Consider the following 26142-nt stretch of genomic DNA (forward strand, 5'->3'; position numbering starts at 1 on the left):
AGTCGCCACGAGGCTAGGGGAGGTGTGAACCGACGTCTTGAATGGTTGTGACATCACCTGCCCGGGGCGGCCGTCTGCAGATCTTCGACTTTCACGACGACATCCATGACCGGTCGGTCGACATCCGCGCCGGCGAAGCTTCCGGCGATGGGCAGGATCTGCTGGATGTTGCGCGCCACCGCAACCGGGATCAGATTGGCCGAGCCCACCGCCCGGTTGGTCGGGTCGAACGGGATCCAGCCGGCGCCGGGCACGAAGACTTCGGCCCATGCATGTGTCGATCCCGCCGCCGTCGATCCCAGCTGGTCGCCGGCCGGGTTGTAGAGATAGCCCGAGACGAGCCGCGCCCCAAAGCCGAGCGTTCTGGCCGCCTCGGTGAACAGCACGGCAAAGTCGCGGCAGGATCCCCACCCCCGGTCCAGGGTTTCGAGCGGCCCCTGTGTCCCTTCGGTTTCGCGGCTTTCATAGGCAATCTGCGCCGCAACGCCGTTGCTGAGGTCCTTCAGCAACGAGAGGGTGTCGGTCGGCCTGCTCATCACGAAGCCTTCGACCCAATCGGACAGCCGCCCCGTTGCGTCGGCATATTGGGGCAGGGCGAGTGCGCCGAGATCGGTCCAGTCATCCGCAGAATAGAAGAACGGATAGCGGATCGCCGAGGCTGCGATCGGGAAGACGGGCCAGGCCGGCGCGCTGAGCCCGACGACGGCCTGGGCATGGATCGTCAGCGTGTCGGATGGGCTTTCGAACAGGGCGGATGCGATGGCGTTGCCCGCCACATCATGTGACCAGTCGACCCGGGCCGCCGGTGAGATGTCGAGATCGAAGGCAAGCAGCCTGTGCTCCCGGCTTTCCCGTGGTCGCAGCATCAGCCTGTGGGGGCCCAGTATGACGGCGCGATCGTAACGATACGACGTGATGTGGGTGATCCTGACCCTTTGGTCGGCGCCCGCGGCGGCGCCCTCTCGACGGTCGGTTCCCTCTGCCATGAATTCTGCTCCTCGCGTCTTCAGGCGGGTCGATGTCTCGCAAGCACCTTACCGCAGGGATCCGGCCCGGATAGCCGGCATCTTGGCCGAAGGCCGGCGTCACCCCGGATCGGGCCAGGCGCCGGCATCCTTGACCGAGCTGTAGACGAAGATCGATTCGATCGACGTTATGCCCTCGATATCGTGCAGGCGGTTGCGGACGAAATCCTCATAAGCCGCGAGGTCGGCCACCATCACCCGCAGCAGATAGTCGGATTTGCCGGTGACCAGATGGCATTCCACCACCTCGTCGATCACGCCGATCCGGCGTTCGAAACCGTCCACCACGGCTCGGTTGTGCCGGTCCAGGCGGATATGGACGAAGGCGGTGAGGCCCAGTCCGAAGGCTTTGGCATCGACCCGGGCGCCGTAGCCCCGGATGACACCCGCCTCTTCCAGCGCCCGTACCCGGCGCAGGCAGGGTGAGGGTGAAAGCGCCACACGGTCCGCCAGTTCCAGATTGGTGATCCGGCCCTCGGTCTGGAGGATGCGGACGATCTGGCGGTCCTTGTCGTCCATGGCCATTCCTTTCCTGGCATATCTGACCCGAAGACTGCCGATTCAGGGTGAAAATGGCAATCAAATGCCAGGCGAGGCGGCGCATCATGCCCCGAGATACAGAGGGAGACGCCCCCATGACCACATCGCGCAGTTTTTCGACCCGCGCCATCCATTCAGGCTACGATCCGGCTGCCAATGACGGTGCGCTGACCCCGCCGCTTCATCTTACCTCAACCTTCGTGTTCGAGACCGCCGAGGCGGGTGGCGAGATGTTTGCCGGCACCCGCCCCGGCCATGTCTATTCCCGCATCTCCAACCCCACCCTCGACCTGCTGGAGCGCCGGATGGCCGATCTGGAAGGGGCGGAGGCGGGGCTGGCACTGGCGTCGGGTATGGGGGCGATCACCGCCACGCTCTGGACCCTGGTTTCGCCGGGGGACGAGGTGATCGTCGACCGCACGCTTTATGGCTGTACCTTCGCCTTTATGCGCCATGGTCTGGCGCGCTTCGGGGTCACCATCACCCATGTCGATCTCACCGACCCCGAAAACCTTGCCGCCGCCATCGGCCCACGCACCCGGGTGGTGTATTTCGAAACCCCGGCCAATCCGAACATGCGGCTGGTCGACATCGGTCGGGTGTCGGAGATCGCCCGTGCCGCGGGCGCCGTGACCGTGGTCGACAACACCTATGCCACGCCCCGTCTCACCCGGCCGATCGAGCTCGGTGCCGATCTGGTGGTGCATTCGGCGACCAAATATCTGGGGGGACATGGTGATCTGGTGGCAGGGCTGGTGGTCGGTGATGCCGAAACCGTCGGCCGGATCCGGCTGGAGGGGCTGAAGGACATGACCGGCGCGGTGATGGCGCCGTTCAACGCCATGCTGATCCTGCGCGGGCTCAAGACCCTGGCGCTGCGCATGGAGCGCCATTCGGCGAGTGCGCTTGCGGTGGCGCGGATGCTGAACGCCCATCCGGCCGTGGCGTCGGTCTGGTATCCGGGGCTGGAAGATTTCCCGCAGCATGATCTGGCCCGGCGCCAGATGGCGCTGCCGGGCGGCATGATCGCCTTCGAGCTGACCGGCGGCCTCGTGGCCGGCCGCGAGACCATGAACCGGCTGGGGCTGATCGGCCGGGCCGTGTCGCTGGGCGATGCCGAAAGCCTGATCCAGCACCCCGCCTCAATGACCCACTCGACCTATACGCCCGAGGAGCGGGCCGCCTATGGCATTTCCGACGGGCTGATCCGGCTGTCGGTCGGGTTGGAGGATCCGGCGGATCTGCTGGAGGATCTTGAGCAGGCCCTGCCGCGGCCGGTTCTGCACCGGCGCAGTGCCTGAACATCTCGTCGAAAGTTGTATAGGCAAGCGGGCGATTCCGACGGGATCGCCCGTCGCGTCGTCAGTAGCTGCTCTCCAGCCGGTAGCGTGTGCCGGGGTAGAGCAGGCGCACCGCCGTCACCACCCGCGGCCCCGACCAGGTCCGGCGGCGGACCATCAGGCAGGGCTCGGCGCGGGCAATCGCGAGCAGCCGGCATTCCCAGGCCTTGGGCAGGATCGCTTCAACCGACTGTTCGGTGCGGGTGATGGGGGCGAGTGCCGTAAGGTAGGCGTTGGGCGTGATACTGCTGAAATCCTGGGCCAGATAGTCGGGCGCCACCGCCGGGTTGACGAACCGGTCCTCGATCTGGATCGGCACCTCGTCCTCGCGATGGACGATGACGGTGTGGAAGACTTCCGATCCCATCGCGACCTCCAGCGCGTCGGCAAGCTCCGGCCCGCAATTTTCTTTCTGGCTCAGGGTGATGGAAACCGTATGGGCGGCGCCGCGTTCGGCGATCTCGTCGGCGATGTTGCGCACGCCCAGGAAGGGGGCGCTGCGCTTGGCGGGGGCGACGAAGGATCCCTTGCCCTGAACGCGCAGGATCACGCCTTCGGCCGCCAGCTCTCTCAGGGCGCGATGCGCGGTCATGCGGCTCACCCCCATCTCCTCGACCAGCTCGTTCTCCGACGGTACCCGGTGATTGGCCGGCCAGTCGCCGCTGGCGATGCGTGACTTGATACGGGCCTTTAGCTGCTCGTAAAGCGGCAAGTCGCGCAGCCCGTCTTCGCCGGCCGGCGCCGGCCGGGTCGCCTCGATCTGGATGCCGATCTGGGTCATGGGGGCTGCCTGTATGGTGTGCATGCGGCAAGTTGCATGTTTTTCGACCATACAGGATTGCGTCCCTTCGGGAAATGGGTCATCTTGCATATACAACTTGCCTGTGGCGCCCCGGGGAACTGAGGGGGGGCTCAGGCCAAAGCGCACCCCCGGCCCGGCGGCCCCTGCCCGTGCGGTCCGGTGAGGAGGCGACGACCGAAGATCCTGACCGGGTACGCCAAGCGATAAAAAAGGGAACGCACGGTGTCGAATTTCACCTTCACCACGCTCAAGCTCGCGCTCGCCACCACGGCCGCCGTGTTCGCGGTCTCCACCGGCAGCGCCCAGGCCTCGTATTGCGGGGACGGCAAGACCGTCACCTTTGCCGGCATCGACTGGGAAAGCGGCGCCTTCATCACCGAGGTGATGAAGACCATCCTGTCCGAAGGCTATGACTGCGCGGTTGACGCGATCCCCGGCAACTCTGTGACGCTGGAGCAGGCGACCGCCAATAACGACGTCCAGATCTTCGCCGAGGAATGGATCGGCCGCAGCGACGTCTGGAACAATGCCGCCGCCGCCGGCCAGGTGGTCTCGGTCGGCAAGACCTTCGTCGGCGCCAGCGAGGGCTGGTTTGTCCCGGCCTATATGATCAAGGGCGACACCACCCGCGGCATCGCCCCTGCCGCGCCCAAGCTGGAGACGGTGGAGCAGCTCAAGGATCCGGCGATCGTGAAGCTGTTCACCGACCCGGAGGAGCCGTCGAAGGGCCGTTTCCTGAACTGCCCCTCGGGCTGGACCTGCGAGGGTGTCAACACGGCCAAGCTCGAAGCCTACAAGCTTACCGACGATTATGTGAACTTCCGCCCGGGCACCGGCACCGCGCTGGATGCGGCGATCTCGGCCGCCTATCTGCGCGGCGAGCCGATCCTGTTCTACTACTGGACGCCGACCGCGATCATGGGCAAGTACGATCTGGTCCAGCTGAAGGAACCGGCCTATGACGAGGCCTGCTGGACGGAGCTGACCAGCGCCACCGGCAAGCGTGACCGCGGCTGCGCCTTCCCGGCGGTCGAGGTTGCCTATGGCCTGAACGCCGATTTCGCCAAGGCGGCGCCCGAGATCGTCGAGATGCTGGAGAAGGCGACCTTCCCGCTGGCCGAGGTGAATGCCAGCCTGGCCTATATGGTCGACGAAAAGGCCGATGCCCAGGCTGCCGCGAAACGCTTCCTGGCGACCAAGGGCGATGTCTGGGGCGGCTGGGTTCCGGCCGAGGTCCGGGCGAAGATCGAGGCGGCGGTGAAGTGACGGGCTGAGCCCCGTCCCGACCTCCCGCCCCGGTCTCCATCCCTGCCTCCCGCACGGTCCACCGCCGGCCCCCGCCCGGTGGTGGACCGTGCCATCCTCCGCTTCACCCGCGGCAAGGAAGCCAGCCCATGTTCCCCGAGTCCCTCCACATTTCCATTCGCGGGCCGATCAACGACTTCGTCCGCATGCTGGTGGTCGATTACGGCTTCGTGTTCAAGGCCGTGTCGAACGTCATCCTCCAGGGCATCCTGGTCATCGAGCAGATCCTGCGCGGCCTGCCCTGGTGGGTGGTGTTTCTGGTGTTCACGGGGCTTGCCTGGCAGGCGACCCGCCGGATTGCGCCGACCGTGATGATCGCCGTGATGCTGCTGGTCGTGGGCGTGCTCGGGCTCTGGGACCTGACCATGCAGACGCTCGCCCTGATGCTGATGGCGACACTCGTCTCGGTGGTCATCGGCATCCCCGTCGGGATCTGGGTCGCCAAAAGCCGGATCATGCGCGGCATCACCCTGCCGGTGCTCGACGTGATGCAGACCATGCCGAGCTTCGTCTATCTGATCCCGGCGATCATGCTCTTCGGCCTGGGCAAGGTGCCGGCGGTGCTGGCGACCATCATCTACGCCGTGCCGCCGCTGATCCGGCTCACCGATCTCGGCATCCGTCAGGTCGACCGCGAGGTGATCGAGGCCGCCCAGGCCTTCGGCGGCAGTCCGCGCCAGATCCTGTTCGGGGTGGAACTGCCGCTCGCAACCCCGACCATCATGGCCGGTCTCAACCAGACGATCATGATGGCCCTGTCGATGGTGGTGGTCGCCTCCATGATCGGCGCCCGCGGCCTTGGCGAGCAGGTGCTGAACGGCATCCAGACGCTCGATGTCGGCAAGGGGCTGGAAGCGGGGCTCGGCATCGTCATCCTGGCCATCGTGCTCGACCGCATCACCCAGGGCTTCGGCCGGCCGCGCAACGAGGATGCCCGTCATGGCTGAGATCGAGATCCGCAATGTCTACAAGATCTTCGGCCGCGACACCGGAACCGCGCTCCGGCTTGCGAAGGAGGGTCTCGACAAGGCCGAGGTGCTGGCCCGCACCGGCTGCAGCGTCGGCCTGGACGATGTCAGCCTGACCATCGGCGCCGGCCGGATCTTCGTGATCATGGGGCTGTCGGGTTCGGGCAAGTCGACGCTGGTCCGGCACATCAACCGGCTGATCGAGCCCACCGCCGGCGAGGTTCGTTTCGACGGCCGCAACATCCTGGATCTGGGAGCGAAGGCGCTCAGGGATTTCCGCACCCATCGGGTCAGCATGGTGTTCCAGAGCTTCGGGCTGATGCCGCATCGCACCGTGCTGCAGAACGTCGTCTACGGCCAGCGGGTGCGCGGCCTGTCGCGCGCCGAGGCCCGGCCGATCGGCATGCAGTGGATCGAGGCGGTCGGCCTGTCCGGCTATGAAGACAAGTATCCTCACCAGCTGTCGGGCGGCATGAAGCAGCGCGTCGGCCTTGCCCGGGCCCTGGCCGCCGATACCGACGTGATCCTGATGGACGAGGCCTTCTCGGCGCTTGATCCGCTGATCCGCACCGACATGCAGGACCAGCTGCTTCAGCTGCAGCAGAACCTCGCCAAGACCATCGTCTTCATCACTCACGATCTGGACGAGGCGCTGCGCATAGGTTCTGAGATCGCGATCCTGAAGGATGGCCGCCTGGTCCAGGTCGGCAGCCCCGACGAGATCCTGACCAACCCCGCCAACGACTATGTCGCCCGTTTCGTCCAGCGTCGGACCGGAGGTGGCCATGACTGATCCCATGCAGGATCCGGCGGCGCCGGACGGCTTTCTTTCGGGGGACGTGACCGCGGAGGCGCTCGTGCAGGCGAACCGCATCATCCTCGACCGCGTCCTCGGCTGGCGCGACCTCGCCTCCATTGCCGAAGGGGCCGGGCTGGAGCTGTCGCCTGCCGCCTGGGCACGGATCGAGGCGGCGCGCCGGGTGGTCGATGCCCTGGTCGACCGCGGCATCCGCGGCTATGGCATCAATACCGGCGTCGGTGCGCTCTGCGACGTGATCATCGACCGCTCCGCCCAGCAGAGCCTGTCGCGCAACATCCTGTTCAGCCATGCCTGCGGCGTGGGGGAGCCGCTGCCCGAGGCGGAGACCCGTGCGATCATGGCTGCCCAGATCGCCAATTTTGCCCATGGCTATTCGGGCGTGCGGCCGCAGACGGTCGCGGCACTGCTGGCGCTGCTGAATGCCAATATCCTGCCGGTGATCCCCGCGCGCGGCTCGGTCGGCTATCTCACCCATGCGGCCCAGATCGGTCTGGTGCTGATCGGCCACGGCACGGCCCGCAAGGGGATGGAACTGCTGACCGGACGCGAGGCCCTGGCCGCTGTCGGGCTGGAACCGCTGGTGCTGGAAGCCAAGGAAGGCCTGAGCCTGGTCAACGGCACGCCCTGTGCCACCGGCCTCGCCTGTCTGGCGCTGGCCCGTATGGACCGGGCGATGGACTGGGCGGATGCCGCGGCGACGCTCGCCTACGAGAATCTGGGCGCCCAGGCGGGGGCCTTCGCCCCGGCGCCGCTGGCCCTGCGCACCTCTCCGGGGCTGCAGACCGTCGGCGCCAGGCTCGATGCCTGGCTTGCCGGCAGCGAGCTGCTGGCCGCCGCCGCCGGCAGCCGCACGCAGGATCCGCTCAGCCTGCGCGCCGTGCCCCAGATCCATGGCGCGGTGCGCGACCAGGTGGAGCAGCTGGCGGTGGTGGTCGATCGGGAGCTGGCCAGCGTCACCGACAATCCGGCGGTGTCGGGCACGCCCGAGGCCCCCGAGGTGCATTCCCAGGCCCATGCGGTCGGGGCGGCGCTCGGTCTGGCCATGGACGGGCTGGCGGTGGCGGCGGCAGAGCTTGCCGCGATTTCGGAACGCCGGGTCGACCGGCTGGTCAACCCGCTGGTCAGCCGGCTGCCGGCCTTTCTGGCCGGCGACAGCGGGGTGTGTTCGGGCTTCATGATCGCCCAATACACCGCCGCGGCGCTGGCTGCCGAATGCCGGCGGCTCGCCGCCCCGGCCAGCCTGGATGGCGGCATCACCTCGGCGCTTCAGGAAGACATCCTGACCCACGCCACCCCGGCCGCGGGCAAGGCGCTGGCGGTGCTCGACAATCTTGAGCGCATCCTGGCGATCGAGCTGCTGGCCGCCGCCCAGGCCTATGATCTGCAACCCCCGGCCCTCGCCCGGGCGCCGCGCACCGATGCGCTCTATCGCCGCATCCGGGCCCGCGTGGCCCCCTATGCCGACGACCGGCCGCTCAACGGCGATTTCGCCGCCCTGCATACCATCCTCAGGACCACCCGTCCCTGACGGCGATGTCCGCCTTTCAGCCCCTGCCGCCCCCAGACCGACCCGGCCTACACTTCGCCCGAGGAGCACATCCGATGAGCAATCCGCGCCACAACATCCGCGAGATCAGGGCGCCGCGCGGACCTGAGATCAGCGCCCGGAGCTGGCTGACCGAGGCCCCGCTCCGCATGCTGATGAACAACCTCGATCCGGACGTCGCCGAGAACCCCAACGAGCTGGTGGTCTATGGCGGCATCGGCCGCGCCGCCCGCACCTGGGAAGATTTCGACCGGATCGCGACCACGCTGCGCACGCTTTCGGATGACGAGACCCTGCTGGTTCAGTCGGGCAAGCCGGTGGGCGTGTTCCGCACCCACAAAGATGCGCCCCGGGTGCTGATCGCCAATTCCAACCTGGTGCCGCATTGGGCGACCTGGGACCATTTCAACGAACTGGACCGCAAGGGCCTGGCCATGTACGGCCAGATGACCGCCGGATCCTGGATCTATATCGGCACCCAGGGCATCGTTCAGGGCACCTACGAGACCTTCGTCGAAGCCGGCCGCCAGCATTATGACGGCAATCTGAAGGGCCGCTGGATCCTGACCGGCGGGCTCGGCGGCATGGGTGGTGCCCAGCCGCTGGCGGCGGTGATGGCCGGCGCCTGCTGCCTGGCGGTGGAGTGCAACCCCGACTCGATCGATTTCCGCCTCCGCACCCGCTATCTGGATGCGAAGACGGAATCCCTCGACGAGGCGCTGGAGATGATCCGGGTCTGGACCGAGGCCGGCGAGGCGAAATCGGTCGGTCTGCTCGGCAATGCCGCCGAGATTCTGCCCGAACTGGTCTGCCGCGGCGTCCGCCCCGATATCGTCACCGACCAGACCTCGGCCCATGATCCGATCAACGGCTATCTGCCGATCGGCTGGAACATCGCCGAATGGCGGGCGAAGCGGGAAAGCGATCCCAAGGCGGTGGAAGCGGCGGCACGGGCTTCGATGAAGGTCCATGTCCAGGCGATGCTCGACTTCTGGAACCAGGGCGTGCCGACCCTCGACTATGGCAACAACATCCGCCAGGTCGCGAAGGATGAGGGGCTGGAAAACGCCTTCGCCTTCCCCGGCTTCGTGCCGGCCTATATCCGCCCGCTCTTCTGCCGCGGCGTCGGCCCGTTCCGCTGGGCAGCGCTCTCCGGGGATCCGGAAGACATCTACAAGACCGATGCCAAGGTGAAGGAACTGCTGCCCGACAACACCCATCTCCACCGCTGGCTGGACATGGCGCGGGACCGGATCTCCTTCCAGGGCCTGCCGGCGCGGATCTGCTGGGTCGGCCTGGGCGATCGTCACCGCCTTGGTCTCGCCTTCAACGAGATGGTCGCGAAGGGCGAGTTGAAGGCACCGGTGGTGATCGGCCGCGACCATCTGGATTCGGGGTCGGTTGCCAGCCCCAACCGCGAGACCGAGGCGATGAAGGACGGCTCGGATGCGGTGTCGGACTGGCCGCTGCTGAACGCCCTGCTCAACTGCGCGAGCGGCGCCACCTGGGTCAGCCTCCATCATGGCGGCGGCGTGGGTATGGGCTTTTCGCAGCATTCGGGTATGGTCGTCGTCTGTGACGGCACCGAGGATGCTGCGCGCCGGGTGGAGCGGGTTCTGTGGAACGACCCTGCGACCGGCGTGATGCGCCATGCCGATGCCGGCTATGACATCGCGCTCGACTGCGCCCGCGAACAGGGGCTGCGTCTGCCCGCGATCCTGGGGAACTGAGACCGGCCGCCGGCGGCCGGGCAAGACGGAGGAACGGTCATGGCCCCGATGCGTCTGCTGCCTGCGGCCGGACATCGGCGCATGCCCTGGAAGAACGGCGGCGGCGAGACCGTGGAAATCGCGATCTCGCCCGCCGATGCCGGGCTCGACGGCTTCGATTGGCGGTTGAGCATGGCGACCGTCGCCACCGACGGCCCGTTCTCCGTCTTCCCCGGCATCGACCGGTCGCTTGCGGTGATCCGCGGCGCGGGGATGGAGTTGTCGGTGGCAGGGGTCGGCAGCTGCAGCCTGGACCCCGCTGCCGAGCCCTTCGCCTTTCCCGCCGATCAGCCCACCACCGCCCGGCTGATCCACGGGCCGATCACCGATCTCAACCTGATGACCCGGCGGGCGGGGTTCGTCCACGAAATGGAGCGGATGCGGGTCGCCGGCCCCGTCGATCTGGCCGTGGTGTCCGAGGTCGTGCTGCTGCTGTGCGTCAGCGGCCAGGTCGGCGTGCAGATCCGGGGCGAAACGGTCGATCTTGCACCGCTCGACGCCCTGCTGATCGACCGCCGCGGCCTGGCCGAGGCCGGCGGGGTCGATGGCGAGGGTCTGCTGATGGTCTGCCGGATCCGCGAGCGCATGCTGGCCTGAGATGCGGGGTTTGCCCGGCGCAGGTGAAACCTCCTGACAGGTTTCTGTCACCTCCCATGGCAGGATGCCGGTTCCAGCACCACCGAACCGCACCCGGATGCCATGACCGACACCGCCGCCCGACCTGATCTCAAAGAGCCGGCCCTCAAAGACATCTTCGACCGTGCCCGGATCGAGGCGATCGCCGGTCATCTGGCCGATCTCTCGCCCGCCTTCGATCGTGCGCGCTTTCTTGAGGCGGCGCTGCGTGACCTCGACGATCTGGCCCTGATGGCCCGGCTCGGTCAGGTCAGCGGGGCGATCCATGCGGCACTCGACCTGCCGGTTGAGCGGGCGCTCGATGTGCTGCGCGACCTGGCGCCGCGCATGGGATCGGGCTTCGCGACCCTGATCCTGCCCGACTGGGTGGCCCGGTTTGCCTCCGACGACACGGATCGGGCGCTGGATGCGCTCGCCTTCTTCACCCGGTTCGGCTCGTCGGAATTCGGCATCCGCCCATTCATCCGCCGCGACCCGGCCCATGTGCTGGGGGTGATGACCGGCTGGACCGCCGATGCATCCGAACATGTCCGCCGCCTGGCGAGCGAGGGGGCCAGGCCGCGCCTGCCCTGGTCCTTCCGGCTTGAGGCGGTGATCGCCGATCCGGCGCTGACCTGGCCGATCCTCGACCGGCTGAAGACCGACCCCGCGATCTATGTCCGCCGCTCGGTCGCCAACCACCTGAACGACGTCTCGAAGGACCATCCCGACTGGCTGCTGGATCGGCTTGCCGGCTGGGACCGGGATCATCCGCATATCGCCTGGATCATCCGCCACGGCCTGCGCAGCCGGATCAAGGCCGGCGATGCGCGGGCGCTGGCGCTGGTCGGTGCCGACCGGCCCGCAGAGCTGCGGGTAGAGGCGGCGGCGATCACCCCGGCCAGGATCCGCCCGGGCGATCGCATCACCCTTGCCGTCGATCTGGTCTCCACCGCGGCGGTACCGCAACGACTGGTGATCGACTATGCCATCGGCTATGTCCGCCCGACCGGCATTTCCCGCAAGGTCTTCAAGCTTCGCACCGTCGATCTCGGCCCGGGCGAGCGGCTGCAACTCTCCCGCTCCCAGGTGATCCGCGACTTTTCCACCCGCCGCCATCATCCGGGCCATCATGCGGTGGAGCTGCTGGTCAATGGCGCGGTGCTGGCGGTGACCGGCTTCGACCTTGGAAGCTAGCGGCTCAGCCGCTCGATCAATGCCATGGCGGCTGCCGGATTGGCGGGTTTGTAGCCCGAGATGACATAGAGGAAGACGTCGCGTGGCGTGGGCGTCGCAGGCGGTTGCCCCACCATCGTCAGGCCCTCGGGCGTGTTCCCGGCGGCGATGGCACGGGCGCGGGTGGCCCAGAGGTCAAGCTCCTCCGGCGTATAGCCGGTCTCCGCGTCCTCATGCGTGCCCATGATCCGAAGACAGGCGAAGTCGGCGGTGGGATCGGCGATCTGCGGATGCTCCGAATCGCCTGCGATCACGATCGCCACACCGCGGGTCCGGGCCAGGGTGATCAGCTCCGGAACCGCGAAGCTCTGATGGCGAAGCTCCACCGCATGGCGGAGGCGCAGGCCGTTGCGCTCCGGCGGCAGCAGGTCGAGGAAGGCTTCGAAATCCTCGGGCAGGAAGGCCTTGGTAGGCATGAACTGCCAGTTGATCGGGCCCAGTTTGGGGCCGAGCGCCACCGCACCTTCAAGAAAACGTTCCACGGACGCCCCGGCCTCCGCCAGCACCCGACGATTGGTGGTGAAACGCGGCCCCTTGAGGGCGAAGACGAAATCCTCGGGCGTCTCCTCACGCCAGCGGGCGAAGGTCTCGGGCTTTTGCGTGCCGTAATAGGTGCCGTTGACCTCGATCGAACTGAGCCGGCCGGCGGCATATTCCAGCTCGCGCTTATGGGGCAGCCCGTCGGGATAGAAGCGGCCGCGCCAGGGCTCGAAGGTCCAGCCGCCGATGCCGATACGGATGGTGCCGGTCATAAGGTCCACCAGGTTGGGGGAGGGAAGGCCCGGGTGCGGCGTCCATCATCGCCCGCATGTGTCCTCTGCGCAAAGTGCATAAAGATAGCTCACCTACCTAATGATAATCTGACTCCCATGCTCATCATCGGGGGTCGGTATGATGTCTCTCGCCGTTGAAGGCTGGCCGGCGCGGCTCGGGCTCGATCGGGCCGGGCTCTTCCAGGCGGTGCGCCTTGCCGCCGCCGCCCTGATCGCCTTCTCGATCGCGGCCCTGCTGCATGTTCAGAACGCCTATTGGGCGGCGATGCCGGTCTGGGTGGTCGCCCAGTCCGCGCGCGGCCTGCTGATCGAGCGCGGCATCTTTCGCATCCTCGGCACCCTGATGGGGGCGGGCTTCGGGCTGGCGGCGGTCACGTTTGCGGGGGATCCCCTGCCGACGCTGGTCGCTCTCGGGGTCTGGATGGCTGCCGGCGCCGGTGCCACGCGGCTGATCCGCGGCACGGCGTCCTATGCACCGCTGATGGCTGGCATGACCGCGGCCGTGGTGGTGCTGCCATCGCTCTTTGCGCCGGATCAGTCGATCGCGCTCGCCATGGCGCGGGTGGAATGCACGCTGATCGGCGTGGTGGTGGTGACCCTGGTGACCGGCCTCTTCACGCCGCCCGCGCGCCGTGCGGATTTCCTCGACGGTCTCGACCGTCTGGTGGGGGCCGTGCGGGATTTCTCCGGTCTCTGCCGTAAGGATGTGGCCGAGACCGAGCTGGCTGCGGCGGAACATCGCCTGCTCGCACGCATGGCCCGGCTCGATGCCATGACGGCGCCGGTGACGGCGGGCTCGGCAGAGGGCTATCGCCGGCGCCGCCATGTCGATGCGCTGATCTTCGCCTGTCTCGACGTGATGGCGGCGGCCGAAAGCCGGCGCCTTGGCGGGGGTGACGACAGGCATCCCGATGCGGCCGAGATCCGGCTCGAGGTGGCCCGCCGGCGGCTGGCGGGGGCGCTGCCCGACAGGGCCCTGCCCACATCCGACCTGCCCATGCTCGGCGCCGATCGCGACTGGCGGGGCGCCTGGCGCATGGGGGCGGTCGCGGGTGGCGCCGGCTTCCTTGCCGGTGCCGCGGGTCTCGCCACCGGTTGGCCGGCGGCAGAGCTTGCGGCGCTTGGGGTCTGCATCTTTTCGATGGTGCTGGGATCGATGCCGCTGCCGCAGAAGGTGGCGCCGCCGATGTTCCTGGGGGTGGTCACCGGCGTCGCGCTCGCGACCGGCTATCGCTTCCTGGTTCAGCCGTATCTGGACGGCACGGCCATGCTGATCCTGACCATGGCGCCGATCTTCCTGATCGGCGGGCTTGGGCGCGCCTCGACCCGCACCGCCCTGCCGGCGCTGGATGCCAATATGTGCTTTCTGCTCGCCTCTCAGGCCGGCATGCCGGCGGCCGGGGCGTCCGAGATCCTGGCGGGCTCCGCCGCCCTGATCCTGGGGGCGGCGCTGGTGGCGGGGACCTGCATCGCCCTGCCGCGCCGGCCCGAGGGTCAGGCGGCGCGGGTTGCGGCCCTGCTGCGCGACGATCTGCGCCGGCTGATCACCGGCCCTGCGACCGAAGCGGCGGCTGCCCGCCATGCGGCACGGAGCACCCGCGGCATTCTGCGGCTGATGCTGCATCTGGGCCGGGCCGGCGGCATGGCGGCCTTGCCCGGGCGGCCGCTCGCCGTCCTGGTGCTGGCCCGTGCGGTGGCGTTGCTGGCCGCCCACCCCGAAGGCCGGCCGGGGCTTGCGGCGCTGGCGGGCTTCGCCCAGGATCCGGCAGGCACCGCGCGTGAGCTGGAGGCCCTGTCCGCGGCGGCTGCGGATCCCGATCTCGGCCGGTCGCTTCTGCTGGCGGCCGCGGCGTTGAAGGCGGGCGGCAGGATCCTGGGGCCGGTCGGGAAGGGAGTGGCATGACGGACGAGGCCCGAACCACTGACGACGGCACCGCCACCGACGACGCCACCCTCGGCCGCCCGGGCCGCATGGAGCGCTTCGGCATGCATCTGGTGCTGATTGCCCGGCTCTATCGCCGGCTGCTGGATCAGGCGCTGCACGGTCACGGCCTGTCCGAGGCCAGGGCCTTGCCGCTTCGCTATCTGGCGCGGCTGGGCGACGGCACCCGTCAGGGCCGGCTGGCCGAGGTGATGAACCTGGAGGGCCCGACCCTGGTCCGGGTGATCGACCAGCTGGTCGCCGACGGCCATGTCGAGCGGGTGGAGGATAGCGACGACCGCCGGGCCCGGCTCGTCCGCCTGACCCCGGCCGGGCGGGAGCTGGCGGAACGGCTCGGCGGCGACCTCACCACGCTGCGCGAGAGCATCTTCCGGGGCGTTGCCGATGCCGATCTCGCGGTCACGCTCAAGGTCATGGCGCAGGTGGAGGCCAATCTCCGCGATGCGGCACCGGGTCGCATGCGTGCCCCGTAGGTTTCCCAGTCAGGCGGCGTAAAAAGGGGTGATGACGTCGCCTGATGGAGTACCCGTCCCATGTCCGCGCCCAAGCGGTTGCTGATTGCCTTCCTTGTCGTCCTGCCCGGCCTCTGGCTCGCCACCGGGCAGATCTTCCAGGCGCCCGCAGAGATTTTCGCCATCCGCCCGGCGATGATGCAGGGCACCGGCATTCTGGCGATCGGTGCGATGAGCCTGGCCCTGGTGCTGGCGATGCGGCCGGTGCGCCTTGAAGGCCTGCTCGGCGGGCTCGACAAGGGCTATCGGCTGCACAAATGGCTGGGCATCACGGCGCTGGTCGCGGCCGTCATCCATTGGCTGTGGGCCCAGGCGCCGAAATGGGCGGTGGGCTGGGGGCTGCTCGACCGGCCGGCGCGCAACCGGGTGCCGGTCGAGCCGGGCACCCTGGAAGCCACCCTGCGCAGCTGGCGCGGCTTTGCGGAAAGCGTCGGCGAATGGGCCTTCTATGCGGCGGCGGCACTTATCCTGCTTGCGCTGATCCGGCGCTTCCCCTATCGCCGGGTCTTTCAGGTCCACCGGCTGCTGGCCCTGGCCTATCTGGTGCTGGTCTTCCATGCCGCGGTGCTGTTCACCTTCGATCAGTGGGCCCAGCCGGTCGGCATCGTGGTGGCCCTGCTGCTGGCGGCCGGCACCGTCTCGGCCCTTCTGGCCCTGTTCGGCCGGATCGGGATCCGCCGGCGCGTGGCCGGCCGGGTCTCCCGCCTGGCCCATGATCCGGCCACCCATGTGCTGGAGGTCGATCTGGCCCTCTCGGGCAGCTGGCCGGGGCATCGGGCGGGGCAGTTCGCCTTCGTCACCTTCGATGCCGCCGAAGGCCCGCATCCCTTCACCATTTCCTCCGCCTGGCAGGGCGACGGGCGGCTGCGCTTCCATGTCAAGGCGCTGGGGGATCATACCCGGGCCCTGCCGGCCCGGCTGACGCAGGGCGATCCGGTGACCGTCGAAGGGCCCTATGGCCGCTTCGACTTCATCGATCACCAGCCGGCCCAGCTCTGGGTGGCCGGCGGTATCGGCATCACGCCCTTCCTTGCACGGCTGGAGGCGCTGGCGGCAGCACCCGAGCGGCGGCCGGTCGATCTGGTCTATTGCGCGGCGGCGCCGGCGCCGGATTTCGTCGCCCGACTTCAGGCGCTGGCGACGGCGGCCGGGGTGCGGCTGCATGTCCTGGCGAGCGGTCGCGACGGCCGGCTTGATGCCGGCCGTCTGGCGGGGCTGGTGCCGGGCTGGCGCGAGGCCTCGATCTGGTTCTGCGGCCCGGCCGGGTTCGGCCGCAGCCTCCGTCGCGGGCTTGCCCGTCTCGGTCTTGCCCGCGGCCGCTTCCATCAGGAAGCCTTCGAAATGCGCTGATCCTGGCGGGGTGTCTCCGGCGCCAGATGCCGGGCGAGCATGGTGACCAGTTCGTCATGCAGCGCCCGGGGCAGGCGGTCATGCCCGTCGGCGAGGGCGCCGTGGACGACGGCCTCGATGCTCCGCTCCACCAGCACGGCAAGAATGGCGGGGTCCCGACCGGGGGCCAGGGGCAGGGTGGCGATCCAGCGGGCGACATGGCTGGTGATCGCCGCCGAGACGTCCCTGATCCGGGCCATGTCGCCGATCCGCGGCACCTGTTCGTTCAGCACCCGGTGCAGGGCCGGGTGCAGGCGGTGGGCATCGGTCGCGGCCGCGACGATCATCGCCACCGCCTCGGCCGGCGGCCTGCCGGCAAGTCGCGGCGCCAGGTCGTCGAATACCCGGGTCAGGGCTGCGGCGTGGCGGTCGATCAGCGCCGCGACCACCGCTTCCTTGGACGGGAAATACTGATAGAGCGAGCCGATGCCCACGCCTGCCGCCTCGGCGATGCGGGTGGTGGTGGCACGGTCGAAGCCGTCGCGGATCAGAATGTGAGCGGCGCCGTCCAGGATCGTCTCAACGGTGGCGCGCGATCGGGCCTGAACCGGCCGTTTCCGCGGGCTTGTGGCGGGGGGGACAGGCGGCATCGGCGGGGCTCCGGATGCGAATTCAGAAACCGAAGGAATCTTCGTATTCTGAAAGCGACCGATCAAGCCCCCCGATGAACGAGGTGTTCCGATGAAGCCGGCCGTGTTCTCGATTGCCCAGGAACTCGCGACACTGGTGCCGGGCGGCGATTTTCGCCTGCTCGATCATCATCTGGCCGACGGGCCGGTGATGGCCGGGGTGATCCGGATCGATGCAGGCAGCGTGAAGGGCTTCTGGGAACGCCATGACGGCGGCGACGAAATCCTGGTGATCCTGGCCGGCCGCGCCACTTTTACCATCAGCACGGGCACCATCAGCACGGGTGGGGAAGACATGCAGCTGGAGGTCGGGCCCGGCGACGTCCTCTGTGTGCCCAGGGCCATGACCCACGGCGCGGTCCTGCACACGCCCGCCCTCGACATCCTGTTCTTCACCCCCCGCGACGGCAGCAGTGCCTGGACCGACGATCCGTCGGTCACGCCCCGTCATTGATGCCGACGATCCGTCGGTCACGCCCCGTCATTGAGGCCGGCGGCCGCAGCCGCAAGCCAGCTGCGCACGGCCGGGTCCTCGGCCAGGCCGATCGCCCGGGCATAGGCGGCGCGGGCCGATGCGGCATCGCCCGACGCCGCCAGCAGATGGGCCCGAAGCGCCCAGGCGGGCTGATAGGTTTCAAGCCCGGCGACGGCGTCGAGGGCATGAAGCCCGTGCATCGGGCCCGCCGTTCCGGCCAGGGCGGCGGCATGGCCAACGGCGGCCCCCGCGGATGGGGCGATCGCCATCAGGGCCTTATAGAGGGCCAGGCGGATGTCGGGGCCGGGTTGCGGCCGGCCGGCGGGGTCGGCGCGTGCGTTATGGGCGGACTGGATCGCCGCCTCCAGCTGATAGCGGCCGGGGCGCCCCAGGGCTGCGGCCGCGGCCAGCTGGGCTTCGGCCTCGGCGATCAGATCCGCCCGCCAGAGCGTGGTGTCCTGAAGATCGATCGGGACATAGCGCCCGGCGGCGTCGCGCCTTGCCGGGCGGCGTGCCTCGCAATGGGCCATCAGGGCCAGAAGACCGCGCGCCTCGGCCGCGGCCGGCATCAGTTCCACCAGCAGCCGGCCCAGCCACAGGGCCTCGCCGGTCAGGTCGGCGCCGCGGGTATCGCCGCCGGCCACCATCTCCCAGCCGGTGCCGAAGGCGGCGTAGACGGCATCCAGCACATGGCTCAACCGTTCCGGCAGATCCTGCGGCTCGGGCAGCTGAAAGCCGATGCCGGCACTCCGGATCCGCGCCTTGGCCCTGACCAGCCGCTGCCCCATGGTGGCGGGTGCCACCAGAAAGGCCGATCCGATCCGGGCGGCATCCAGCCCCAGCACCGCCTGCAGCATCAACGGCGCGCGCATCTCGGGGGCGATCGCGGGATGGGCGCAGACGAACAGCAGGGCCAGGCGATCGTCGGGCAGGGGGCGCGCCGCCATCGCCGCATCCTCCGCCTCCCCCGCCAGCAGGGTCAGGGCCGGTTCGGCCGCCCGGCGCACGGCCCCATGGCGCAGGGCATGGGTGATCCGGCGGCGGGCGACCGTGGCGAGCCAAGCCTCCGGCGCGTGCGGCACACCCTGCCGGGGCCAGAGGTCGAGCGCGATCCGGAAGGCATCGGCCACGGCATCCTCTGCCGCGGCCAGGTCGCGGAACCGTGCGGCCAGGAAGGCGACGAGGCGGGCACGGGACTGCCGTGCCGCCGCCTCGACCGCCCTGTGTGCCGCGTCGGGGCCGGTCACGCCGCGCCCCCGGGTTCCTGCGCCGAGGGCATCACCGGCCGCAGCTCCACCGCGCCCTCGGCCGCCGCGGGGCAGCGGGCGGCCCAGTCGAGGGCCGTGTCCAGATCCGGCACCTCGATCACGAAATAGCCGGCGAGCCGCTCCTTGGTGTCGGCAAAGGGGCCGTCCTGCACCTCGCGGCGCCCGTCCGTGATCCGCAGCGTCGTCGCCGTCTCGGGCGGCAGCAGCCCGTGGCCTTCCAGCATGATGCCCGAGGCGCGGATCGCCTCGACATAGGCGCCCCAGCCGCCCCAATAGGCCCCGGCCCGGGCCGGATCCTTCTGCTTCGCATGGGCTTCGGCGGTTTCGTAGATCACCATCATGTACTGCATCGTTCGCATCCCTCATCTGCGGACGGCACGCCGTGCCCGCACCCCGCGGGCCGCTCTTCCCCGTCCGGAATGATGAGCCCCGGGCCATGGCGATTTCGACAGCGATGCCGTGCGGCCCGAGATTTTTTTTGAGGCGGGGATGTCCGGTGCCGACCCCACCCGCAGGCCGGCGACTTGACACCCGATACAACCACAGATCAGAATCACCCCCCATGAAGGTCCGCCTCTCGCTCCTGACGGGGGAGGGCGGTGTAAAAGGGAACATGGGCACGGGCGCTGCGCGCCCGGGAGCCATGGCTGCCCCCGCAACTGTAGGCGGAGAGTTCGTCGCCCGCCCGGGACCTGAGGTTCCGGGCTGTCAGGCCACTGGGCAACCGGGAAGGCCGGCGACGGATGGTGACCCGCAAGCCAGGAAACCTGCCTTCGCATCTGACAGGGCCACTCTCCGAACGGGGTGTTCGGACGGGGGCGGGGTCCCCGGAACCTGCCGGGATTTCTCCGAAGGCCTTGCCGCACGTGGCCAACGCCTTCGGAGGATCGGCCCTTGCATATTATGGAAGGTTATCTGCCGGCGACCCATGCTGCCCTCTGGGCGGCGGTCTCGGCACCCTTCGTCATTCACGGTGCCCGCCGCATCACCCGGCTGGTCCGCGAAACGCCGGAAGTGAAGCTGCTGCTGGCGGCGTCCGGCGCCTATGTCTTCGTGCTCTCGGCGCTGAAACTGCCCTCGGTCACCGGCAGCTGTTCCCATCCGACCGGAACGGGGCTGGCCGCCACCCTGTTCGGGCCCACGGTCACCACCGTGCTCGGCACCATCGTGCTGCTGTTTCAGGCCCTGCTGCTCGCCCATGGCGGGCTCACCACCCTTGGCGCCAACGTGTTCTCCATGGCGATCGCCGGGCCCTTCGTGGCCTGGGGGCTGTTCCACGGCCTCACCCGCATGGGGGCCGGGGCCGCGCTCGCGATCTTCGTCGCGGCGACGCTCGGCGATCTTGCGACCTATGTGGTGACCTCGCTGCAGCTGGCGCTCGCCTTTCCCGATCCGGCCGGCGGCATCGCCGGGGCGGCATCGAAGTTCCTGGGCATTTTCGCCCTCACCCAGGTGCCGCTGGCGATCAGCGAGGGGCTGCTGACCGTGGTGGTGTTCAACATGCTCGGCCGTTACAGCCGCTCGGAACTGAAGGCGCTGGATCTGTTCCGCGGGCGGGTGGCGTCATGATGAAGCGCAATCTGGTTCTGCTTGCCCTGGTCGTGATGCTGGCGATCGCACCGCTGCTGATCCATCCGCCCGGCACGGTGGAATTCGCCGGGGCCGACGGTCAGGCGGAACTGGTGATCGGCGAGATCGCGCCGGACTATGTGCCCTGGTTCCAGCCGCTGTGGGAGCCGCCGAGCGGCGAGATCGAAAGCCTGCTCTTCGCCCTGCAGGCGGCGATCGGCGCCGGTCTGCTCGGCTATTATTTCGGCCTGCGCCGTGGCCGCCGCGAGGCGGACCCGGCCGCGGACGAGGCGGCACCGGCACGTGCCGACGGACCCCGCGCCTGATGCGGGCCATCGATCGTGCCGCGCAGACCAACCGTTGGCGCAGACGACCGGCTGCCGAAAAGGCCCTGATCTTCATCGGGCTGATGCTGGTCTCGCTGATCGCGGCCGGCTGGATCGGCCAGATCGTGATCCTGACGCTGGTCCTTTGCCTGGTGCTGGGGGCGGCACGGGTGGCCCCGCGGGATCTGCGCGCCGCGGCCGTGGTGCCGGCCGGTTTCATCCTGGCCGGCACCGCCGTGCAGATGATCACGCTGCATTGGGCGGCCGGGCCGGAAGTGGTGGGGCCGGTTGTGGGCATCGCCGGGCCCGAGATGCTGTCTGCTGCCGCTTTCACCGGCCTCAGAAGCATCACCTGCGTCGCCTGTCTGATCGGGCTTGGGTTGACCACGCCGCTGACCTCGCTGCTGCAGATGGTTCAGCGTCGCGGGCTCGCCCCCGACATCTCGGATCTGGCGATGATGATGTTCCGCATCGTCTGGCTGGTGCTGGACTGTCTTGAGACGGGGCAGCGTGCCCAGGCGGCCCGGCTGGGGCATGCCGGCTGGGGCCGGCAGATCCGCTCGGGCGGGCGGCTGCTTGCGGGGCTTCTGCCCCGCGTGCTGGATCGGGCGCAGCGGATGAATGCCGGGCTCGCGGTGCGCGGTTATGACGGCCGTCTGCGCTTTGCCGGCACCGAGGCGGTTGCGGCCCCGGCGCGGCTTGCCCTGCTTGCCGGTGGTCTGGTGCTTGCTGCGGCCGGGGCGGTCTGGATCGGCTGATGCTCGAAGCCCGCGGTCTGGTCCATCATTATCCGGGCGGCGTCACGGCGCTCGACCATGTCGATCTGGCGATCCCGGCCGGCGGCCGGCTGGCCATTCTGGGCGCCAATGGCGCCGGCAAATCCACCCTGCTGCTGGCGCTGGCCGGGGCGATCCGCACCGATCAGGGGCAGGTCGTGCTGGACGGCACCCCGGTCACCCACGACCGCAAGGGCCTGACCCGGCTGCGGCACCGTGTCGGTCTGGTGTTTCAGGACCCGGATGATCAGCTCTTTGCGGCGACCGTCGCCGAGGATGTGAGCTTCGGCCCGCTCAATCTGGGGCTGACGGCAGCCGAGGCCCGGGAGCGCACGGCCGAGGCGCTGGCGATGATGGGTGTCGTCCATCTCGCCGACCGGGCCACCCATATGCTCAGCTTCGGCCAGCGCAAGCGGGTCGCGATCGCGGGGCTGCTCGCCATGCGTCCCGGCATTCTGCTGCTCGACGAGCCGACGGCAGGGCTGGATCCGGCGGGGGTGGACGAGCTGATGCAGCGCCTGGATGCGGTGGCGGGCACCGGCACCGCCGTGGTCATCGCCACCCATGACATGGATCTGGCCAATGGCTGGGCCGACCGTGTCGCCGTTTTCGGCCGTGGCCGGATCGTCCTGGACGGGGCGCCCGACACGGTTTTCGAAGACGAGGTGCTGCTGTCGGGGCTGGGGCTGCGCCTGCCGATGCTGCGCCGTCTGGCCTCTGCCCTGGCATCCCGTGGACTCTTGCCGGCCGGGCCCCTGCCGCGGCGGCTGGAGGATCTGGTGGCGGCACTACCACCATTGCGATAACGGGGGCGCCATTGCGATAACCGGGGCCGGGTGCCCCCCGGCCTTCGTCAGCCCGAAGCCTTCAGCCGGCGGTGAAGCGTGGCGCGGTGAATGCCCAGCACACGGGCGGCTGCGCTGATATTGCCCCCCGTCCCCGCCAGGGCGCGGAAGACCGCCTCATCGGTCAGGGCGCGGAGGGAGGCGGGGCCTGGCGACGCCGAAACCGCCGGCGTGACCGGAGAGGCCTGAGACGGCTGTGCCGGGGCCCCGGCCCCGGCCATGGGGTCGGTGGGGTTGGTGGGGTTGGGTTTTGCCTCTGCCCGGATGTCTTCCGGCAGGTCTTCCGCCTCGATCACCGCTCCGTCATCCGCCAGCGCGACCAGGGTGCGCAGCAGGTTGGCCAGCTCGCGCAGATTGCCGGGCCAGCCGTGGCCGATCAGCCGGCGGCGGGCCTCGTCCGACAGGCGGATGGCGCGTGTGGCGGCCCCGGTGGCGGCGAAGACGGCGTCGACGATGCCGTCCAGCGGCCGGCGGTCGCGCAGCGGCGTCAGGGTCACCGACAGATGGTTCAGGCGGTAATAGAGGTCGCTGCGGAAGCGCCCTTCGGCCACGGCCGTCTTCAGGTCCTGATGGGTGGCGGCGACCAGCCGGAAATCGACCTTAACCGGCTTGCCGGCCCCCAGCGGCAGCACCTCACCATCCTGAAGCACCCTCAGCAGCCGCGCCTGCAGGCCAAGCGGCATGTCGCCGATTTCGTCCAGAAACAGGATACCGCCCTCGGCCTGGCGGATGCGGCCGGTGGAGCCGCGCCGCCGGGCGCCGGTGAAGGCGCCGTCCTCGTAGCCGAACAGCTCGCTTTCCAGCAGGCCTTCCGGAATGGCGGCGCAGTTCACGGCGACCAGGGGCCGGTCGGTCAGGCTGGACCGGCGGTGCAGCGCGCGCACGAAGACCTCTTTGCCGGTACCGGTTTCCCCCTGCAGCAGCACCGGGATATCGGCATCTGCGGCCCGCACGGCGCGGGCGAGCAGGGCGTCGGTGCCGCTGTCCCACACCATGCCGCCGCGAACGGTCACGGCCTGGGCCTCGGCGACGGGGCCAGGCGCCGGGCGGCGGCGCGGTGCCGCGGGGGCGGGGCGCGAGACGCGCAGATGCATCGGCACGCCGCCGGCACGGGTGTGCAGAAGCCGGGCCTCGCCGGTCATCGCCCCGTCGAACAGGGCTTCCCAGTCGGTCTCGCCGATCGTCGAGGCATCGACGCCGAGCAGGCCGAGGGCGATGCGGTTGGCCGCGGTCAGCCGCCCGTCGCGGAAGGCCAGCAGCCCCTCATGCGGGGTGCCGAGCCAGGAGGGGTGGGAATGCAGCCGCACCAGCAGATCGGCGCCGTCGGCCTCGGCGGCCTGCATCGCCCAGCGATGCTCCAGATTGGCGACCGCCAGGCGGATCAGGGTCCGGGCATGGGTCTGCGGGCGGCGGGCATCGGCCGACAGGTCGAACAGCCCGGCGATCCGCCCGGACGGATCGAAGACCGGCATCGCGGTGCAGACCAGGAAGCGGTTCTCGTCCAGATAATGCTCCGCCCCGTCGACCTCCACCAGGCCGCCTTCGGCCAGCGCCGTGCCGACCGCATTGGTGCCTTCATGTTCTTCCGACCAGCAGGCGCCCGGCTGCAGGAACACCCGGCGGGCCCGGCCGGCGAAGCCGTCATCGCCGCGTGCATCCAGGATCAGGCCGCGGGAATCGGTCAGGATCGCCACGCCGCGCGCATCCGCCATGGCATGGGCGAGCAGGTCGAGTTCGGGGGTGGCAAGGCGCAGCAGGTCGTGATTGCGCTCCCGCTGGCGGCGCAGCGCCGCCAGGCCGAGCGGATCCTGTCGCGCCGGCCGGTTCATCGCCAGCCCGCGAGAGGCGCAGCGTTGCCAGGACCGGCCGATCACCTCGGGCACGGATCCGTCAGGCAGGTGGCCGGCATCGCGGAACTGGCCGCGGACGCCGGTGAGCGTCTGCATCTGCAGCCCGGACTGCTGGGACATCCGGTCGTTCTCCCCGCGGCGCCCCTTGATGTTCATCGACCGTCGGTTATGGCTGTGGCCGCCGTCACCCCGGTCCCGGTTGCGGCGGCGGGCGCCTGCCTTGCCGCAACACTATCCCTCCAGAATGCCCCGGCGGCGGCAGTTGTGCAAGGGATGCAAGGGTTTGCGCATCAGGATGGCGGCCCGGGGACGCAGTGGCATTGCGGCCTTTTGCGACAGCTGTCGCACAACTGTCGCGTCTTGCGACAGGCGGGCGACGGCGCCCGCTGTCGAAGGGGCCGTCCACCCGGCGCTGTCCCGCGGTTTCCGGGGGGAAACATCAACTGGCACGGCCTTTGCCAATAGATCCGTCGGAATGGTGTCGGGCGTCCCTACCCGCCATTTCCCCCACCGCGTCAGCATATCCCTCGCGGATGCGGTGCTTAACTTGCGGGGGCGGTGTTCCCGTGCGCCGCCCCCGTCATCGTCTCCGGACTGCCGGATCCTGATACGCCCCGGGGCAGCGGGCGTGCGGTTCCGCCCGGAACGCGCTATGCTGATCGTGTTGCGCCACCTGCGCGATCATCTCTCTTTCCAGACCATCCACAACGAGACCCCCCGCCGGCTGCGTCCGCGTGAAGGGGGGCGGACAAACCGTCCGGACGTCTCACCGATGGAGGAAACGCGAAGATGTCTCTGCCGAACACGATGAAGGCGGCCGTGGTGCGCGCTTTCGGCCAGCCGCTGGTCATAGACGAGGTTCCCGTGCCGCGCCCGGATCCCGGGCAGGTCCTGATCAAGGTCGTGGCCTCGGGTGTCTGCCATACCGATCTTCATGCGGCCGAGGGCGACTGGCCGGTGAAGCCGGAACCGCCCTTCATCCCCGGCCATGAAGGCGTGGGCTATGTCGCCGCCGTGGGCGCCGGGGTGCGGTCGGTGAAAGAGGGCGACCGGGTGGGCGTGCCCTGGCTGCACACCGCCTGCGGCCATTGCGAGCACTGCATCACCGGCTGGGAAACCCTCTGCGGCGATCAGCAGAACACCGGCTATTCCGTCGACGGCGGCTTTGCCGATTATGTGCTTGCCGACCCGGCCTATGTCGGCCACCTGCCCCAGGCGCTGGGCTTCGAGGCGGCGGCCCCGATCCTTTGTGCCGGCGTCACCGTCTACAAGGGCATCAAGGAGACCGAGGCCCGGCCCGGCCAGTGGCTGGTGGTCTCGGGCGTCGGCGGCCTCGGTCATCTGGCCGTGCAATACGGCAAGGCGATGGGGCTGCATGTGGCGGCGGTCGATATCGGGGATGAAAAGCTGGCACTCGCCCGCCGGCTGGGCGCCGATGTGGCGCTGGATGCCCGCGACCCCGAGGTCGTGCAGAAGATGATCACCGAGACCGAGGGCGGCGCCCATGGCGTGCTGGTCACCGCGGTTTCCGAGAAGGCCTTCGCCCAGGCTGCCGACATGCTCCGCCGCCGCGGCATCATGGCGCTTTGCGGCCTGCCGCCCGGCACCTTCCCGATCTCGATCTTCAACATGGTGCTCAACCGCCGCACCATCCGCGGATCGATCGTCGGCACCCGGGCCGATCTTGCCGAATGCCTCACCTTCGCCGGCGAGGGCAAGGTGGCGGCGACCTATTCGACCGCGCGGCTGGAAGACGTCAACGATGTCTTCGATCGCATGCGGGCCGGCAAAATCGAAGGCCGGGTCGTCCTGCAGATCTGAG

Annotated in this window: 25 protein-coding genes and 1 riboswitch; of the genes, 17 read left to right on the forward strand and 8 right to left on the reverse strand. The window is 69.3% G+C overall.

Going from position 1 to position 26142, the window contains the following annotated elements:
• Positions 1 to 53: 53 nt before the first annotated feature.
• Positions 54 to 986, reverse strand: coding sequence for a transglutaminase family protein (locus tag WI697_RS13705; RefSeq protein ID WP_345958839.1), 933 nt, complete (start codon positions 984 to 986; stop codon positions 54 to 56).
• A 99-nt stretch (positions 987 to 1085) separates the two neighbouring features.
• Positions 1086 to 1544 carry an Lrp/AsnC family transcriptional regulator gene (locus tag WI697_RS13710; RefSeq protein WP_345958840.1) on the reverse strand — a complete coding sequence of 153 codons (459 nt, stop codon included), beginning with the start codon at positions 1542 to 1544 and terminating at the stop codon, positions 1086 to 1088.
• Positions 1545 to 1660: 116 nt separating this feature from the next.
• On the opposite strand from WI697_RS13710, the gene WI697_RS13715 reads away from it, so the two are divergent.
• The gene (locus tag WI697_RS13715) at positions 1661 to 2866 is read left to right on the forward strand and encodes a methionine gamma-lyase (RefSeq protein ID WP_345958841.1); all 1206 of its coding nucleotides are present in this window, start codon (positions 1661 to 1663) and stop codon (positions 2864 to 2866) included.
• Between the two features lie 61 nt (positions 2867 to 2927).
• Here the strand turns inward: WI697_RS13715 and hutC are convergent, their stop codons facing one another.
• A complete protein-coding gene (gene hutC, locus WI697_RS13720) occupies positions 2928 to 3686 on the reverse strand; it encodes a histidine utilization repressor (protein ID WP_345958842.1) in 759 nt (252 codons plus the stop codon).
• 297 nt (positions 3687 to 3983) lie between these two features.
• Here hutC and WI697_RS13725 point away from each other — a divergent pair, with 297 nt between their 5' ends.
• The 7 genes from WI697_RS13725 to WI697_RS13755 all read left to right on the forward strand — a co-directional run bounded on the left by WI697_RS13725 (position 3984) and on the right by WI697_RS13755 (position 11927).
• On the forward strand, positions 3984 to 4973 hold the full coding sequence (locus WI697_RS13725) for an ABC transporter substrate-binding protein (RefSeq protein WP_345958942.1): 990 nt from the start codon (positions 3984 to 3986) through the stop codon (positions 4971 to 4973).
• A gap of 128 nt (positions 4974 to 5101) precedes the next feature.
• Positions 5102 to 5959, forward strand: a complete 858-nt coding sequence (locus WI697_RS13730; RefSeq protein ID WP_345958843.1) for an ABC transporter permease — start codon at positions 5102 to 5104, stop codon at positions 5957 to 5959.
• The gene (locus WI697_RS13735) at positions 5952 to 6773 is read left to right on the forward strand and encodes a quaternary amine ABC transporter ATP-binding protein (protein ID WP_345958844.1); all 822 of its coding nucleotides are present in this window, start codon (positions 5952 to 5954) and stop codon (positions 6771 to 6773) included. Before WI697_RS13730 ends, WI697_RS13735 begins: the two co-directional genes overlap by 8 nt.
• A complete protein-coding gene (locus WI697_RS13740) occupies positions 6766 to 8328 on the forward strand; it encodes an HAL/PAL/TAL family ammonia-lyase (RefSeq protein WP_345958845.1) in 1563 nt (520 codons plus the stop codon). The genes WI697_RS13735 and WI697_RS13740 overlap by 8 nt, the downstream gene beginning before the upstream one ends.
• Positions 8329 to 8402: 74 nt before the next feature.
• Positions 8403 to 10076 (forward strand): urocanate hydratase, encoded by a 1674-nt coding sequence (gene hutU / locus WI697_RS13745; RefSeq protein ID WP_345958846.1) that lies wholly within the window; start codon positions 8403 to 8405, stop codon positions 10074 to 10076.
• Positions 10077 to 10124: 48 nt separating this feature from the next.
• Positions 10125 to 10712 (forward strand): HutD/Ves family protein, encoded by a 588-nt coding sequence (locus WI697_RS13750; protein ID WP_385997655.1) that lies wholly within the window; start codon positions 10125 to 10127, stop codon positions 10710 to 10712.
• A gap of 102 nt (positions 10713 to 10814) precedes the next feature.
• Complete coding sequence (locus tag WI697_RS13755; protein WP_345958848.1) at positions 10815 to 11927, forward strand: DNA alkylation repair protein; 1113 nt, start codon at positions 10815 to 10817, stop codon at positions 11925 to 11927.
• Here WI697_RS13755 and WI697_RS13760 read toward each other — a convergent pair.
• Positions 11924 to 12718: a DUF72 domain-containing protein gene (locus WI697_RS13760; protein ID WP_345958849.1), complete on the reverse strand. Its 795-nt coding sequence runs from the start codon at positions 12716 to 12718 to the stop codon at positions 11924 to 11926. The genes WI697_RS13755 and WI697_RS13760 overlap by 4 nt on opposite strands.
• Positions 12719 to 12857: 139 nt before the next feature.
• Between WI697_RS13760 and WI697_RS13765 the strand changes: the two genes are divergently transcribed.
• The 3 genes from WI697_RS13765 to WI697_RS13775 are packed head-to-tail and all read left to right on the forward strand — an operon-like array spanning position 12858 to position 16543.
• Positions 12858 to 14642 carry an FUSC family protein gene (locus tag WI697_RS13765; RefSeq protein WP_345958850.1) on the forward strand — a complete coding sequence of 595 codons (1785 nt, stop codon included), beginning with the start codon at positions 12858 to 12860 and terminating at the stop codon, positions 14640 to 14642.
• Positions 14639 to 15154: a MarR family winged helix-turn-helix transcriptional regulator gene (locus WI697_RS13770; protein WP_345958851.1), complete on the forward strand. Its 516-nt coding sequence runs from the start codon at positions 14639 to 14641 to the stop codon at positions 15152 to 15154. Before WI697_RS13765 ends, WI697_RS13770 begins: the two co-directional genes overlap by 4 nt.
• 60 nt (positions 15155 to 15214) lie before the next feature.
• Positions 15215 to 16543: a ferredoxin reductase family protein gene (locus WI697_RS13775; protein WP_345958852.1), complete on the forward strand. Its 1329-nt coding sequence runs from the start codon at positions 15215 to 15217 to the stop codon at positions 16541 to 16543.
• Here the strand turns inward: WI697_RS13775 and WI697_RS13780 are convergent.
• Complete coding sequence (locus WI697_RS13780) at positions 16519 to 17172, reverse strand: TetR/AcrR family transcriptional regulator (RefSeq protein WP_345958853.1); 654 nt, start codon at positions 17170 to 17172, stop codon at positions 16519 to 16521. The genes WI697_RS13775 and WI697_RS13780 overlap by 25 nt on opposite strands.
• Positions 17173 to 17263: 91 nt before the next feature.
• On the opposite strand from WI697_RS13780, the gene WI697_RS13785 reads away from it, so the two are divergent.
• Complete coding sequence (locus tag WI697_RS13785) at positions 17264 to 17665, forward strand: hypothetical protein (protein WP_345958854.1); 402 nt, start codon at positions 17264 to 17266, stop codon at positions 17663 to 17665.
• 17 nt (positions 17666 to 17682) lie between these two features.
• On the opposite strand, the gene WI697_RS13790 is transcribed toward WI697_RS13785, so the two are convergent.
• A complete protein-coding gene (locus WI697_RS13790; RefSeq protein WP_345958856.1) occupies positions 17683 to 18933 on the reverse strand; it encodes an RNA polymerase sigma factor in 1251 nt (416 codons plus the stop codon).
• A complete protein-coding gene (locus WI697_RS13795; RefSeq protein WP_062766679.1) occupies positions 18930 to 19304 on the reverse strand; it encodes a YciI family protein in 375 nt (124 codons plus the stop codon). Before WI697_RS13795 ends, WI697_RS13790 begins: the two co-directional genes overlap by 4 nt.
• A 199-nt stretch (positions 19305 to 19503) precedes the next feature.
• A riboswitch (cobalamin riboswitch) is annotated at positions 19504 to 19743 on the forward strand.
• 105 nt (positions 19744 to 19848) lie between these two features.
• On the opposite strand from WI697_RS13795, the gene WI697_RS13800 reads away from it, so the two are divergent.
• Genes WI697_RS13800 through WI697_RS13815 form a run of 4 tightly spaced genes read left to right on the forward strand, consistent with a single transcriptional unit; the run spans position 19849 to position 22431 of the window.
• Positions 19849 to 20523, forward strand: coding sequence for an energy-coupling factor ABC transporter permease (locus WI697_RS13800; protein ID WP_322107996.1), 675 nt, complete (start codon positions 19849 to 19851; stop codon positions 20521 to 20523).
• Positions 20520 to 20849: an energy-coupling factor ABC transporter substrate-binding protein gene (locus tag WI697_RS13805; protein ID WP_322107995.1), complete on the forward strand. Its 330-nt coding sequence runs from the start codon at positions 20520 to 20522 to the stop codon at positions 20847 to 20849. Before WI697_RS13800 ends, WI697_RS13805 begins: the two co-directional genes overlap by 4 nt.
• The gene (gene cbiQ, locus WI697_RS13810) at positions 20849 to 21607 is read left to right on the forward strand and encodes a cobalt ECF transporter T component CbiQ (protein ID WP_345958857.1); all 759 of its coding nucleotides are present in this window, start codon (positions 20849 to 20851) and stop codon (positions 21605 to 21607) included. The genes WI697_RS13805 and cbiQ overlap by 1 nt, the downstream gene beginning before the upstream one ends.
• Positions 21607 to 22431, forward strand: a complete 825-nt coding sequence (locus WI697_RS13815) for an energy-coupling factor ABC transporter ATP-binding protein (protein ID WP_345958858.1) — start codon at positions 21607 to 21609, stop codon at positions 22429 to 22431. The genes cbiQ and WI697_RS13815 overlap by 1 nt, the downstream gene beginning before the upstream one ends.
• 47 nt (positions 22432 to 22478) lie before the next feature.
• On the opposite strand, the gene WI697_RS13820 is transcribed toward WI697_RS13815, so the two are convergent.
• Positions 22479 to 24440, reverse strand: coding sequence for a sigma-54-dependent Fis family transcriptional regulator (locus tag WI697_RS13820; protein WP_345958859.1), 1962 nt, complete (start codon positions 24438 to 24440; stop codon positions 22479 to 22481).
• 669 nt (positions 24441 to 25109) lie between these two features.
• Between WI697_RS13820 and adhP the strand changes: the two genes are divergently transcribed.
• Positions 25110 to 26141 carry an alcohol dehydrogenase AdhP gene (gene adhP, locus WI697_RS13825; RefSeq protein WP_062764012.1) on the forward strand — a complete coding sequence of 344 codons (1032 nt, stop codon included), beginning with the start codon at positions 25110 to 25112 and terminating at the stop codon, positions 26139 to 26141.
• Position 26142: the final 1 nt, after the last annotated feature.

The organism is Tistrella mobilis (assembly GCF_039634785.1).
Classification (GTDB): Bacteria; Pseudomonadota; Alphaproteobacteria; order Tistrellales; family Tistrellaceae; genus Tistrella; species Tistrella mobilis.

Coding starts and splice junctions, on each gene's coding strand:
- WI697_RS13705 (WP_345958839.1), bottom strand. CDS start 986: ATGGCAGAGGGAACCGACCGTCGAGAGGGCGCCGCCGCGGGCGCCGAC.
- WI697_RS13710 (WP_345958840.1), bottom strand. CDS start 1,544: ATGGACGACAAGGACCGCCAGATCGTCCGCATCCTCCAGACCGAGGGC.
- WI697_RS13715 (WP_345958841.1), top strand. CDS start 1,661: ATGACCACATCGCGCAGTTTTTCGACCCGCGCCATCCATTCAGGCTAC.
- hutC (WP_345958842.1), bottom strand. CDS start 3,686: ATGACCCAGATCGGCATCCAGATCGAGGCGACCCGGCCGGCGCCGGCC.
- WI697_RS13730 (WP_345958843.1), top strand. CDS start 5,102: ATGTTCCCCGAGTCCCTCCACATTTCCATTCGCGGGCCGATCAACGAC.
- WI697_RS13735 (WP_345958844.1), top strand. CDS start 5,952: ATGGCTGAGATCGAGATCCGCAATGTCTACAAGATCTTCGGCCGCGAC.
- WI697_RS13740 (WP_345958845.1), top strand. CDS start 6,766: ATGACTGATCCCATGCAGGATCCGGCGGCGCCGGACGGCTTTCTTTCG.
- hutU (WP_345958846.1), top strand. CDS start 8,403: ATGAGCAATCCGCGCCACAACATCCGCGAGATCAGGGCGCCGCGCGGA.
- WI697_RS13750 (WP_385997655.1), top strand. CDS start 10,125: ATGCGTCTGCTGCCTGCGGCCGGACATCGGCGCATGCCCTGGAAGAAC.
- WI697_RS13755 (WP_345958848.1), top strand. CDS start 10,815: ATGACCGACACCGCCGCCCGACCTGATCTCAAAGAGCCGGCCCTCAAA.
- WI697_RS13760 (WP_345958849.1), bottom strand. CDS start 12,718: ATGACCGGCACCATCCGTATCGGCATCGGCGGCTGGACCTTCGAGCCC.
- WI697_RS13765 (WP_345958850.1), top strand. CDS start 12,858: ATGATGTCTCTCGCCGTTGAAGGCTGGCCGGCGCGGCTCGGGCTCGAT.
- WI697_RS13770 (WP_345958851.1), top strand. CDS start 14,639: ATGACGGACGAGGCCCGAACCACTGACGACGGCACCGCCACCGACGAC.
- WI697_RS13775 (WP_345958852.1), top strand. CDS start 15,215: ATGTCCGCGCCCAAGCGGTTGCTGATTGCCTTCCTTGTCGTCCTGCCC.
- WI697_RS13780 (WP_345958853.1), bottom strand. CDS start 17,172: ATGCCGCCTGTCCCCCCCGCCACAAGCCCGCGGAAACGGCCGGTTCAG.
- WI697_RS13785 (WP_345958854.1), top strand. CDS start 17,264: ATGAAGCCGGCCGTGTTCTCGATTGCCCAGGAACTCGCGACACTGGTG.
- WI697_RS13795 (WP_062766679.1), bottom strand. CDS start 19,304: ATGCAGTACATGATGGTGATCTACGAAACCGCCGAAGCCCATGCGAAG.
- WI697_RS13805 (WP_322107995.1), top strand. CDS start 20,520: ATGATGAAGCGCAATCTGGTTCTGCTTGCCCTGGTCGTGATGCTGGCG.
- cbiQ (WP_345958857.1), top strand. CDS start 20,849: ATGCGGGCCATCGATCGTGCCGCGCAGACCAACCGTTGGCGCAGACGA.
- WI697_RS13815 (WP_345958858.1), top strand. CDS start 21,607: ATGCTCGAAGCCCGCGGTCTGGTCCATCATTATCCGGGCGGCGTCACG.
- WI697_RS13820 (WP_345958859.1), bottom strand. CDS start 24,440: ATGTCCCAGCAGTCCGGGCTGCAGATGCAGACGCTCACCGGCGTCCGC.
- adhP (WP_062764012.1), top strand. CDS start 25,110: ATGTCTCTGCCGAACACGATGAAGGCGGCCGTGGTGCGCGCTTTCGGC.